This is a genomic window from Segatella copri (assembly GCF_949820605.1).
Lineage (GTDB): Bacteria > Bacteroidota > Bacteroidia > Bacteroidales > Bacteroidaceae > Prevotella.
Genome location: NZ_CATKVU010000004.1, coordinates 12501 through 25137, shown reverse-complemented (window position 1 = coordinate 25137; position 12637 = coordinate 12501). Strand labels below are relative to the sequence as shown.

At 43.6% G+C, this 12637-nt stretch carries 9 protein-coding genes and 2 rRNA genes (1 of these 11 running past the window's edge); 8 read left to right on the top strand and 3 right to left on the bottom strand.

Annotated elements, in window-relative coordinates; all coding sequences use genetic code 11:
- Positions 1 to 46 precede the first annotated feature (46 nt).
- Positions 47 to 877: a ParA family protein gene (locus RCO84_RS00765; RefSeq protein ID WP_144153504.1), complete on the bottom strand. Its 831-nt coding sequence runs from the start codon at positions 875 to 877 to the stop codon at positions 47 to 49.
- Positions 878 to 1685: 808 nt separating this feature from the next.
- On the opposite strand from RCO84_RS00765, the gene ald reads away from it, so the two are divergent.
- The 6 genes from ald to RCO84_RS00735 all read left to right on the top strand — a co-directional run bounded on the left by ald (position 1686) and on the right by RCO84_RS00735 (position 6981).
- Complete coding sequence (ald, locus tag RCO84_RS00760) at positions 1686 to 2792, top strand: alanine dehydrogenase (protein WP_287589215.1); 1107 nt, start codon at positions 1686 to 1688, stop codon at positions 2790 to 2792.
- Between the two features lie 245 nt (positions 2793 to 3037).
- The gene (locus RCO84_RS00755; protein ID WP_317583490.1) at positions 3038 to 3298 is read left to right on the top strand and encodes a hypothetical protein; all 261 of its coding nucleotides are present in this window, start codon (positions 3038 to 3040) and stop codon (positions 3296 to 3298) included.
- Positions 3255 to 4616, top strand: coding sequence for a RagB/SusD family nutrient uptake outer membrane protein (locus tag RCO84_RS00750; protein ID WP_317583488.1), 1362 nt, complete (start codon positions 3255 to 3257; stop codon positions 4614 to 4616). The genes RCO84_RS00755 and RCO84_RS00750 overlap by 44 nt, the downstream gene beginning before the upstream one ends.
- Before the next feature lie 30 nt (positions 4617 to 4646).
- Complete coding sequence (locus RCO84_RS00745) at positions 4647 to 5240, top strand: DUF4369 domain-containing protein (protein WP_317583486.1); 594 nt, start codon at positions 4647 to 4649, stop codon at positions 5238 to 5240.
- 85 nt (positions 5241 to 5325) lie between these two features.
- A complete protein-coding gene (locus RCO84_RS00740; protein ID WP_118142112.1) occupies positions 5326 to 6243 on the top strand; it encodes an IS982 family transposase in 918 nt (305 codons plus the stop codon).
- 174 nt (positions 6244 to 6417) lie between these two features.
- Entirely contained in the window at positions 6418 to 6981 is a 564-nt protein-coding gene (locus RCO84_RS00735) for a TlpA family protein disulfide reductase (protein WP_317583485.1), read from the top strand.
- A 130-nt stretch (positions 6982 to 7111) separates the two neighbouring features.
- Here RCO84_RS00735 and RCO84_RS00730 read toward each other — a convergent pair whose 3' ends face one another.
- Together RCO84_RS00730 and RCO84_RS00725 are read right to left on the bottom strand one after the other, a co-directional pair.
- Positions 7112 to 8554 carry an alanine/glycine:cation symporter family protein gene (locus tag RCO84_RS00730; protein ID WP_317583484.1) on the bottom strand — a complete coding sequence of 481 codons (1443 nt, stop codon included), beginning with the start codon at positions 8552 to 8554 and terminating at the stop codon, positions 7112 to 7114.
- Between the two features lie 26 nt (positions 8555 to 8580).
- Positions 8581 to 9261 carry an SGNH/GDSL hydrolase family protein gene (locus tag RCO84_RS00725; RefSeq protein ID WP_317583483.1) on the bottom strand — a complete coding sequence of 227 codons (681 nt, stop codon included), beginning with the start codon at positions 9259 to 9261 and terminating at the stop codon, positions 8581 to 8583.
- Between the two features lie 572 nt (positions 9262 to 9833).
- On the opposite strand from RCO84_RS00725, the gene RCO84_RS00720 reads away from it, so the two are divergent.
- Positions 9834 to 11365, top strand: a 16S ribosomal RNA gene (locus RCO84_RS00720).
- 348 nt (positions 11366 to 11713) lie between these two features.
- Positions 11714 to 12637 (top strand): 23S ribosomal RNA (locus tag RCO84_RS00715); it runs 1972 nt beyond the window's last position.
- The 16S and 23S rRNA genes sit together here, the layout of an rRNA operon.

Sequence of the window (12637 nt, the reverse complement as noted above, 5' to 3'; positions counted from 1 at the left end):
TCTTCTTTTGTTTTATTATTGCATGTTTCACCCTACCCTACCAAGATTAGATTTTGATGTTGAACATGCGCTTGATAGCAATTTCGTAATCGATACCTGTACTTGAGTAAGGTGCATATTCGAATATGCTTTGTCCGTGTGCCTGAGCTTCCAGGAACTTTACAGAGCGGCGGATACGGCAAGGCAGAATTAAGTCGCCATGTTTTTCGCCTAAAAGTTTGCTCAACTCCTTGGTAATCTTGGTTCGTTCATCTACCATAACTGGCAGGAGTCCAAGTAATTCCAAATTATCGTTCATGTGGAACTCTTTCACTTCATCCATTACGCTGAGTACTTCACTTACTCCCTTGACAGATAATGCTTCCATCTGTACTGGAATCAAAATCTTGCTCGCTGCAACCAAAGCATTATAAGTGTTCTTGGAAAGTGCTGGAGGACAGTCGATGAAAATGTAGTCGAAATCATCAAATACGTTTTTCAGTCCTTCTCCTGTCATGTCATGGCAATCGTTGTCTTGCAAACATCCCAGTAATACCGTGTAGCTCTTCATCTGTTCTCTCAGTGAAGGGCCTCCTGGAAGGTGTTGTTCTATATTTTCCATCTGAGCAGATCCTGGAACTGCATATACTCCATTTTTACATTTGTAGACTGGCACACCACTCTGTTTGCACATGGCGTTGTATATGTTATCATATTCGTTATCTCTCACTCCGAAAAGCGAAGAGAGGTTGCATTGTGGGTCTAAGTCTATTACCAGAACCCTGAGGTTGTGATTCAACCGGACTATGCCAGAAGCCAGAGACTGCACAGTAGCCGTCTTGCCTACTCCACCCTTGTTGTTCACTACTGCAACAATTTCCTGTAGTTCATGTTTCATATTTCTTTTTTCCTTATTTCACGTTATGGTTTAATATAATTTACATATATTAGAATTGCTGGCAATTAGAATAAACGAATTGACTTATGTTCTTTCGTCCAGAAAGACTAAAAGTCTTATTTTTGGATTGTCTAATATTCTTTAGTTCTAATATTGGTTGCAAAAATAGCCAAAATAGTTGATATAAAAGAATTTATCGTCTTATTTCTTTGTAAATATCCTTTTTTTTATACTTTTCTAACAATCTTCATGAAGAATAAGCATCACTTCGAATATGCTACTAAACGAAAATATGAATAGCCTAATAGACGGATAAATTAATTAAACTTATATATGAATATTCTATTAAACAAATATTTGTATAGACCATTATGCTAATAAACGATTATACTAATAGATAAATAAACATATTTATGTATAACCATATAAACTAACAAACTTATAAACTAATAGCAGTAAAGACGTTTGTTAGAATAGACGAAAATATAAAAATACGTTTAAACAAATATACTAACTGACAGCAATTATAATAATCTAATGATTAGCGAGATAAACATGTATATTGCAGACCTAACATGTTGACACTTTATAATTCAGCATTTTAATTATCCTTTTTGTAGAATATCTATAATGTATAAAATTAGAATGTTAGTTTAGTCTAATTGCCTAATAAACTAAAATACGTATATTCAACAGGAACAGTTTATATAAGATATGTTAATTTTTCCTCTAAGTGCGTACAACCTATTGAAATTTTCAGTATCTTTACAGAGTTAAACTGATGTCGAACCTTTAAAACTATAACATCATGAAAATTGGTATTCCAAAAGAGATTAAGAACAATGAGAACCGTGTTGGAATGACACCAGCAGGAGTAGCTGAATTCATTCGACATGGTCACGAAGTGATGGTTCAGCATACGGCTGGAGAGAACAGCGGATTTGCTGATGAAGCGTATGAAAAGGTAGGAGCCATAATCTTACCCGACATTCAGAGTGTATATCGTGAGGCGGAAATGATAGTAAAGGTGAAAGAGCCTATCGCTGAGGAATATCCACTTATCCATCAAGACCAGCTTGTTTTCACTTATTTCCATTTTGCCTGTGACAAGGAACTTACCGATGCCATGCTCAAGAGTGGTGCTGTCTGTCTGGCTTACGAGACTGTGGAGACAGATAACCACCATTTGCCTTTACTCATTCCGATGAGTGAAGTAGCTGGAAGAATGGCCATTATTAATGGTGCTTTTTATCTGCAGAAGACAAAGGGAGGAAAAGGAAAACTGATGAGTGGTGTACCTGGTGTGAACCGCGTCAAGGTTTTGGTATTGGGCGGCGGAACCGTAGGAGAAGCTGCGGCAAGAATGGCTGCAGGAATGGGAGCTGATGTATGGATTACAGATATCAGTTTGCCTCGTCTTCGTCAGTTAGAGATGGAGCTGCCTATCAATGTACACACGCTCTATTCCAACGAGCATAATATTCGTAGAGAATTGACAGATGTGGATATCGTTGTGGGTAGTGTGCTCGTACCAGGTGATAAGGCGCCGCATCTTATCACGAAAGATATGTTGAAATTGATGGAGCCAGGAACAGTACTTGTTGATGTAGCAATCGATCAGGGTGGCTGTTTCGAGACATCGCATCCAACCACACATTCTGATCCGACATATATGGTCGATGGAATCGTTCATTATGCAGTAGCTAATATTCCTGGTGCTGTGCCGAATACCTCTACTACAGCCTTGACCAATGCTACACTGAAATATGCATTGGCGCTTGCTGATAAGGGTTGGCGAAAGGCCTGCAAGGAGGATAAAGCCCTGTATAGGGGTTTGAATATCGTAAATGGAAAGGTGGTATTCAAGGCCGTAGCGGATGTCTTCGGACTGGAATATGAAAAAATGATACTCTAAGTAGAGTAGGGGAGGGTTCCATAACACAAAAGCTATGGGATCCTCTTTAAATAATGTATCACGGAGAACAGAATACACTTTGTTTGATTTGAACACTTACTTATGGTGCGCTTGCTCCTGCTCCTATCGCCCTGGAGTTTGGTATCGGCACCTATTACAGCAATATTCTTGATCTTACCAACAATGGTTTCGAGTTCTCTATCGGTGGTGATGTAGTTCGTACCAATGATTTCACCTATAACACTATGCTCAGTATCTCATCCAACAGGAATAAGATTACCAAGCTCAATGGTTCAACCCTCGATATGATGCATCAGGATCTCTATATGGAAGGTCATGCCATGGGAACCGTGAAGGGATATAAAGTGGCAGGCATCTATCAGAGTCAGGATCAGATTAGTAAGTTGAATGAACAGGCTATGGCCAAGGGATATGGTTTCTATCAGAATGGAGCTGCTGTAGGTGACTACATGTTTGCAGATACCAATGGTGATGGGGGCGGATGAGTTTGCTGCCGAGAATATCGAGACCAATAACAGTAATGTGGAGACGGCTTATACCGCCTATTACAATGTAATCAATGCGGCCAATACCTTTCTGGTACATATCAACAAGAATATACCAGGACTGAGCGAGGAGAAACGTACGGAGATGATTGCAGAGGCTCGTTGCCAGCGTGCTTTGGCTTATCTCACTCTCCTGAAATGTTTCGGAGAATACTGGAAGCAGGATTCCCAATACGGAGTCTGTCTCTTCAAGGATGAGTTGGTAAGAGATAACCAGGTTCGTCAGCGTTCTTCTGTAGCTGAAACTTACAAGCTGATTTCTGAAGATCTCGATTATGCCATCGCCCATTGCGAACAGCATCCGGCAGACCATTATCACATGAGCAGTCTTTTTGCCAAGGCTTTGAAGGCAAAGATGTATTTTGCTCAGGATAACTATCCGGAGGCAGCAAGATTATCTGAAGAAGTGATTAATGAGGCTGAAGCAGCAGGATATGAACTGGAGAAAGACTATGCTAATATCTTTACAGAACAGTTCAATTCCAAGGAGATGCTTTTCGCCCCTTATACAGCTAATCCGAATGAATTGATGGATGCTTCTTGGTTTGCCTTCTCTCCAGGATCACTCCTTAAAAAGGTGGCTGATGATTTGGTTCCTGATGATGAAACAGGTGGTGATATCGTTGTTCCAGATCCGGGAGAGGGTGGGGATGTAGTAGTTCCTGATCCAGGTGAAGGCGGTGATGTTGTATTGCCTGGTGATGGAGATGATGGCGGCATCGTTATCCCTGGTGGTGATGGTGGCGATTTCCCATTCCCTCCAGGTGAAGATGATGCAGCTTCCTACGATCCTCTTTATACTTGGGCATACAAGGGTGAAGGCATGACTGGAATTGCCAAGTACAGCAAGTTGACTCCTGAGTTTATGTTCGAAGATTCTTATTATTTCATGCGCCTTGCCGAAGTCTATTATATCGCTGCCGAAGCAGAGGCTCGTCAGGGGCAGTATGCTAAGGCTCGTACGCTCTTGGCTACTGTCATCGAACGTGCTGGATATACTGAGGACGATGTGAACGCTATTGCCGACAGTGATCTTCTGGGTGAAATCCTCAAGCATAAGTTGTGTGATATGAGTAACGAAAATCTGGAAGAATGGTTCGATCTTTGCCGTTATAACCGTCAGGGTGGTTTCGAGAGTTGGACAGAAGATGAGAAAGCAGAACTTCCTAGCTTCCGCCGATATCTTCTTCCTATACCAAAGGCATCTATGGGAGCCAATAATCTTCTCGTTCAGAATCCTGAATATGTGAATCAATAAACATTATATAATAAATAAAATCGAGAAAAAATGAATAAGATGAAAATGAAAACTTGCATGATGACACTTGCCGGTCTTGTACTTGCAATGGCTGCCAGTGCGCAGAATTTTGTGATGAAAGGTAAGGTTAAAGGTAACGTGGACGGCTGTTCTGTCATGTTACAGAAGTATGGATTGGAAGGTGTTACCAATCTGGATAGCGTTACTATCAAGAATGGTGAGTTCATCCTCAAGGGGGTAGTTAACCAGCCTGAGCAGTATCAGATGGTTATTGATATGAACAAGCCTGGTACAGCTGAGCCTGACTATCAGAAAATATTCTCAACAAGAGTCTATGTAGAGAATAAACCGATGACCTACGATGTAGACCTTACCGGTTTTCCTGCAGAGCGTGATATGAGTATGATAGAGCCTGTTGTAAAGGGTTCTACCACTCAGGATATTTATCAGGCTTATCTTGAACTGATGTCACCTATTCAGGACAAGATGCACAAGATGGATGATAGTATCAACCAGACTACCGATTTGGCACAGCGTGTATCCCTTGCCAAGGAAGCCATCAAGTTGCAGGAGGAAATGCGCCATCAGACCAGTCTGTTTACCTCAGTTCGGGATAAGAAATAGTGCCTAAAAAAGTTGGTAATCTCCGATATTTTTTGTATCTTTGTAGTTGAAATCCAATTAGTTACAAACATAAAAAGATATCATTATGGAGATTACCAAGGACAAAGTTACAGAATTATTTTGTATTATTGATGAATTTTACAAAGTTTTTGATGCTGAAAATGCAGGAAAATTGCTTTTGGGTGAAGATGGAGTAAAGCGCAGACGACGTAAAGCCTCTTTATCTGATAGTGAAATCATGACGATTTTGCTGTATTTCCATTTCGGCTCGTTCCGAAACTTCAAGCATTATTACCTATTTTTTATTAGAGGAACTTTGAAGTCATATTTTCCAAATGCGGTGTCTTATAACCGTTTTGTAGAACTTGAAAGTCGCGTATTCTTCCCTCTTATGTTCTTCCTGAATCTCCGTGCTTTTGGCAGATGTACAGGTATAACCTTTGTTGATTCAACCATGATACCAATATGCCACAATCTCAGGCGTTATGCCAACAAAGTGTTCAAAGGCATTGCCACAAACGGAAAGGGAACAATGGGATGGTGTCATGGGTTCAAGCTACATCTGGCTTGTAATGATAGAGGTGAGATAATTGCTTTTGTTCTCACTGGTGCAAACGTTAGCGACAAAGATCCAACGGTATTCGATGTGTTGGCTAAACGTCTGTATGGTAAGCTGTTTGCAGATAAAGGCTATATCTCGCAAAAACTTTTCGATTCGCTTTTTGAGGAAGGCATCCAGTTGGTAACAGGACTGAGAGTGAACATGAAGAACAAACTAATGCCGTTCTATGACAAGATGATGCTACGCAAAAGATACATCATTGAAACGATTAATGACCTGTTGAAAAATACGGCTCAGATAGTACATTCACGTCACAGGTCTGTTGCGAATTTCATCATAAATATTATTTCTGCATTAGGGGCATACTGTTTCTTTGACAACAAGCCCAAGGCACTTACTGGATACGTTATCGAAGATACGAAACAGCTTAGTCTTTTCTAACATTGCATATTTTACATGAGGATTTTGTCTCAGCAACCATCCAAGATATATAGATGGTTGCCAAGCCTCTGTGTCCCTTATATAAAAACATTATAAAGCCTTTAGATAGAGCTCGTTATCCCGAACTGAGGTCTGTTTATTCAGCAGCATACCACTTCTCTGGTAGCCTTCGACTTGCTTCTCGAGAGTTTCTCTTCTTTACCAACCCCATATACCTCTCAGCAGATTGACGAGATGATGGGCTGGTTGAAGAACGACTGGAGTTCTTCTGCACAATATCCGATGCTGCAGATGCAGGCAGAGATGGCAAAGCATACAGCTATCGGCAACCATTATATCGATGGTACCGTTGTCACTCCTGAAGGCAAGCAGGTGAAGCTTTCTTCACTTATCAAGAAGGGTGAATACACCATGTTGGAGTTCTGGGCTTCCTGGTGTCGTCCATGCCGTCAGGAGATTCCACATCTCAAGAAGGTACACGAGAAATACAAGGATTTCAACATCATCAGTATTTCCGTAGATGAGAGAGATGCCGACTGGAAAAAGGCAATGACCAAGGAAGGAATGACCTGGACACAGGTTCGCAATCCTGAAGGTTTTGGCGGTATGGTGATGGGCGAGTATGGCATCAATGGTATTCCAGCCTGTCTCATCCTAGATAAGGATGGCAATTTCTATAAGACCAACATGCGTGGTGCTTATCTTGATGCTTTCTTGTACGATTACTACAAGGAATAAAGTAGTTTAGTGCATAAAAATATTCCCCGATATGAATCCTCAGTATTCCTGCAGGATTCGTATCGGGGAATTTTGTTGATGAATTGTATGAAGGATAGATCTTCGCGAAATGAAAATCCATCATTGTTATTTACCATGCCTCCAGTTTATCTGCAATCTCTGGCATCTTATTCTTTGTGAATATAGGATTCTTGCCTTCCTTCTTCTGTTGGCGATAGTCTTTCAACAGGAAGACAGCTTGACGGGAAAGCAGGACGATGGCTACGAGATTGCAGAGGGTGAGAAGAGCCATCGTGATATCTGCAAAACTCCATGCAAAATCCAGAGATACTACTGCTCCGACCATCACCATTGCTGCTACAGCAAGACGATAGACAAATACACCCAGCTTGGAGTCCCTGATATATCTCACGTTGGTTTCTCCATAATAATAATTGCCGATGATGCTGCTAAAGGCAAACAGCCATATCATTACCGCAACAAACGGATTGCCGATGCTTCCAATTTCGTGGGTCAGGGCATCCTGGGTGAGTTGAATTCCATTTGAAGCCGTAAGGTCCACACCGCTCACCAGGATGATGAAAGCAGTGCAGGAACATACCACTAGCGTATCTGTAAAAACGCCCAGAGCCTGTATCAATCCCTGTTTTACAGGATGACTGACTGTAGCTACCGCAGCAGCATTCGGTGCACTACCTTCACCTGCCTCATTACTGAATAGACCTCGCTTGATACCCTGTATCACAGTAACGCCAAGAACTCCACCAGCAGCCTGATTGAATCCGAAAGCATTCTCAATAATGGTAAGCAGAACCTTTGGCAGACTGGTGATATTCCAAACAACAACACCTACAGCTATCAGAAGATAAACGACAGCCATCACAGGAACCACGGTAGAAGAGAACTTAGCCACTCTATGGATGCCACCGAAGATGATGAGCAGGGTGAGTACAGTGAGGGCAATTCCCATGGTGGCAGGTTCTATGCCAAAAGCCTTCTGCCATGCCAGACAGATAGTATTGCTCTGCACTGAATTATAGGCAAAGCCGAAGGTAATGATCATCAGCACGGCAAAAAGAATACCCATCCATCCTTTTCCCAAACCATACTTCATATAATAGGCCGGTCCGCCATAGAAAGATGCTTTGCCTTTCCGTTTGTAAAGTTGGGCGAGAGTTGATTCTATGAAAGCGGATGCTGAGCCCAGCAAAGCCAGCATCCACATCCAGAATACAGCTCCCGGTCCACCGATACTGACAGCAGTAGCCACACCTGCAAGATTTCCGGTGCCAATACGGCTAGCCAATGCTACCACAAATGCCTGGAAGGAAGAGATGTGTTTCATTTCTCCATCCACTTTCACCTCCATCGACAGTTCATCGTGTCCTATTTCTTCCGGTTGTACCTTGTCGGGATGAATCAGCAGCCTGATCATCTCTCTGATAAGGCGGAACTGGACGAAACGGGTACGCCAAGTGAAAAACAGGGCACAGCATATCAAGACGGTGATGATGATATACGACCAAAGGAAATCGCTAACCTGAACTAAAATGTTTTGTATTGAATCTATCATTTATCTATTTAAAACTTCTTATTTCTTTACTTTTTTATAACCTTCAGAACCTGGTCAGCAATACTTTTCATTCCCTTTATTGTAGGGTGACCGTTTTTCTTGTCAATATCATGAAGAGCAATGACTGGAACCTGATATTTGTTGCAGATCTTTTTTACCGATTCATTGATTACATCCTTGAGTTCAGAGTTTAAGATGAAATATGCCTCTACATTAGGATAATGCTGTCGTATATCAGAAAGCAGCTTGGCCATGGCAGGGCGGAAACTATACAAATCTGCGCGCTTCCAGTCGCTATACTGATAGTTGCCGAGTGGGGCATCAGCCCAGTTGTCATTCGTAGCACCGCAAATCAGGATGATATCCGGATTGCCAAGAAGAGAACTTCGGGTGATGAAAGAACGGTCGGTATAATCTTCGTCACGATAGCCAGTGTTGCAGATGGTAGCACCAGAATAGGAATTGATATTTCCCATCTTATAGCCTCCTTCCTTGATAACTTGCCACCACCAGGTTTGCTCAACCTTGTTTACATCTGTAGTTTCTGGTGGAGTAGTAGGTGAGTACCAGGTGGCATAACCCTTAGGAATGAACCCCTCGAAAGTGGAATACGAGTCACCGAGAACGGCAACGGTCTGCTTCACCTGTGCCATGAGAGGCATGAAGGTGAGCATAATGAAAGAAATGATAATCGTAAATCTTTTCATGATGCTTGTTCTTGTTTTAATGCTTCTTATGTAATTCTGCTGCAAAAGTAATATAAATATGTGAATAGACAAAAAATATCGGAGGAAAATTCATCTTTCTGTTTCTATTTTTGTCTAAAACTAAGCATGATTTGAGTTATACCATAATTTTATCATGTGCGCGCACTAGCGCATATGCACGCAAGCGTACGCATGCATATATAATAATGTATACACAAAAAATCGTCATGCAAAAATCTTTATATATGTTAAATTTTGACTAAAATCTCAACTTTTTTGCGAAAAGATTTGGTGGAATGAAAAATAGTTAGTACTTTTGCACTCGCTTTTGAGAAATACGGTTTCTCTTAGCGATTAAAGAAAGAGTTCTTTGAAAGATTTTACATAAACAGACAAGTAGTACAAGAAGCGGTTAACTTCTTAGAAATAAGAAAGTTGACTGGGTAAAAGAAACGAACCGTCAAGCAATTGACAAGTCAGGTTTACTAAGCTTCGATAAACGAAAAGGATATTCGTCCTAAGTACAGACAACAAACAAACCAAGCCGCAAGGCTAGGTAAAAATGATATTTTACAATGGAGAGTTTGATCCTGGCTCAGGATGAACGCTAGCTACAGGCTTAACACATGCAAGTCGAGGGGAAACGATATTGGAAGCCTGCTTCCGATAGGCGTCGACCGGCGCACGGGTGAGTAACGCGTATCCAACCTGCCCACCACTTGGGGATAACCTTGCGAAAGTAAGACTAATACCCAATGATATCTCTGGAAGACATCTGAAAGAGATTAAAGATTTATCGGTGATGGATGGGGATGCGTCTGATTAGCTTGTTGGCGGGGTAACGGCCCACCAAGGCGACGATCAGTAGGGGTTCTGAGAGGAAGGTCCCCCACATTGGAACTGAGACACGGTCCAAACTCCTACGGGAGGCAGCAGTGAGGAATATTGGTCAATGGGCGAGAGCCTGAACCAGCCAAGTAGCGTGCAGGAAGACGGCCCTATGGGTTGTAAACTGCTTTTATAAGGGAATAAAGTGGGAGTCGTGACTCCTTTTGCATGTACCTTATGAATAAGGACCGGCTAATTCCGTGCCAGCAGCCGCGGTAATACGGAAGGTCCGGGCGTTATCCGGATTTATTGGGTTTAAAGGGAGCGTAGGCCGGAGATTAAGCGTGTTGTGAAATGTAGACGCTCAACGTCTGCACTGCAGCGCGAACTGGTTTCCTTGAGTACGCACAAAGTGGGCGGAATTCGTGGTGTAGCGGTGAAATGCTTAGATATCACGAAGAACTCCGATTGCGAAGGCAGCTCACTGGAGCGCAACTGACGCTGAAGCTCGAAAGTGCGGGTATCGAACAGGATTAGATACCCTGGTAGTCCGCACGGTAAACGATGGATGCCCGCTGTTGGTCTGAACAGGTCAGCGGCCAAGCGAAAGCATTAAGCATCCCACCTGGGGAGTACGCCGGCAACGGTGAAACTCAAAGGAATTGACGGGGGCCCGCACAAGCGGAGGAACATGTGGTTTAATTCGATGATACGCGAGGAACCTTACCCGGGCTTGAATTGCAGAGGAAGGATTTGGAGACAATGACGCCCTTCGGGGCCTCTGTGAAGGTGCTGCATGGTTGTCGTCAGCTCGTGCCGTGAGGTGTCGGCTTAAGTGCCATAACGAGCGCAACCCCTCTCCTTAGTTGCCATCAGTTGAAGCTGGGCACTCTGGGGACACTGCCACCGTAAGGTGTGAGGAAGGTGGGGATGACGTCAAATCAGCACGGCCCTTACGTCCGGGGCTACACACGTGTTACAATGGCAGGTACAGAGAGACGGTCCCTTGCAAAACGGATCAAATCCTTAAAGCCTGTCTCAGTTCGGACTGGGGTCTGCAACCCGACCCCACGAAGCTGGATTCGCTAGTAATCGCGCATCAGCCATGGCGCGGTGAATACGTTCCCGGGCCTTGTACACACCGCCCGTCAAGCCATGAAAGCCGGGGGCGCCTAAAGTCCGTGACCGTAAGGAGCGGCCTAGGGCGAAACTGGTAATTGGGGCTAAGTCGTAACAAGGTAGCCGTACCGGAAGGTGCGGCTGGAACACCTCCTTTCTGGAGAGACGAATTTCCTATAGAAGATTTAGGAACAGGACTTAAAAGTTCGCTTCTCTTCTTGTACGCACCATCTGTTTCATAAAATACAGGAGACTGGGATTCCTTATACATTATATAATATGTAGGGATGGCTCAAGCAAAATGGTTCAACTCCACAATCTCCACCATGCCTTTAAGGCAAGAAGATCTTTGACATATTGACACAAGCAAAACTGTAAGTAATGAACTTTAGTTCAGACTAAAGTAAATCAAATCGCAAGATGAGATTTCACTTTGTTAGAATACAGCTGAAAGTATGAGCTACTTATTCGCTGTCAGGTTAAACTGATAGCAAATACAGTCGTAAAGAAAGTAAGAAAGGGCGTATGGCGGATGCCTAGGCTCACGGAGGCGATGAAGGACGTGATAAGCTGCGATAAGCTTCGGGTAGGTGCAAATAACCCTTGATCCGGAGATTTCCGAATGGGACAACCTGGCCGTCTGAAGGGCGGTTACTCTTACCAAGTAAGAGAGCTAACGCAGGGAACTGAAACATCTTAGTACCTGCAGGAAGAGAAAATAAATGAATGATTCCCCCAGTAGTGGCGAGCGAACGGGGAACAGCCCAAACCGTTGACGTCGCAAGGCGCCAGCGGGGTTGTAGGACCGCGACATTGTACTGAAATGGTGAGTGGAAGTATCTGGAAAGTTACATCACAGAAGGTGATAATCCTGTACACGAAGCCAGATCAGGCATAGCGGTATCCTGAGTAACGCGGGACACGAGGAATCCTGCGCGAATCTGCCGGGACCATCCGGTAAGGCTAAATACTCCCGTGAGACCGATAGCGAACGAGTACTGTGAAGGAAAGGTGAAAAGAACCCCGAGCAGGGGAGTGAAATAGTTCCTGAAACCATACGCCTACAAGCGGTCGGAGCATCGGAAGATGTGACGGCGTGCCTTTTGCATAATGATCCTACGAGTTACCGTCACTGGCGAGGTTGAGTGTCACGAGACACGTAGCCGCAGTGAAAGCGAGCCTGAATAGGGCGCACAGTCAGTGGGGGTAGACGCGAAACCAAGTGATCTACACTTGGCCAGGATGAAGTCCCGGTAACACGGGATGGAGGTCCGCACCAATAAGCGTTGAAAAGCTTCTGGATGAGCCGAGTGTAGGAGTGAAAGGCCAATCAAACTTGGAGATAGCTCGTACTCCCCGAAAGGCATTTAGGTGCCGCGTCGGATGGTCACCGTGAGAGGTAGAGCGACCGATAGGACAAGAGGGCTTC

Bases quoted from the DNA above. Each gene is read 5' to 3' on its own strand.
- RCO84_RS00765 (WP_144153504.1), bottom strand. From the start codon at position 877: ATGAAACATGAACTACAGGAAATTGTTGCAGTAGTGAACAACAAGGGT.
- ald (WP_287589215.1), top strand. From the start codon at position 1,686: ATGAAAATTGGTATTCCAAAAGAGATTAAGAACAATGAGAACCGTGTT.
- RCO84_RS00755 (WP_317583490.1), top strand. From the start codon at position 3,038: ATGCTCAGTATCTCATCCAACAGGAATAAGATTACCAAGCTCAATGGT.
- RCO84_RS00745 (WP_317583486.1), top strand. From the start codon at position 4,647: ATGAATAAGATGAAAATGAAAACTTGCATGATGACACTTGCCGGTCTT.
- RCO84_RS00740 (WP_118142112.1), top strand. From the start codon at position 5,326: ATGGAGATTACCAAGGACAAAGTTACAGAATTATTTTGTATTATTGAT.
- RCO84_RS00730 (WP_317583484.1), bottom strand. From the start codon at position 8,554: ATGATAGATTCAATACAAAACATTTTAGTTCAGGTTAGCGATTTCCTT.
- RCO84_RS00725 (WP_317583483.1), bottom strand. From the start codon at position 9,261: ATGAAAAGATTTACGATTATCATTTCTTTCATTATGCTCACCTTCATG.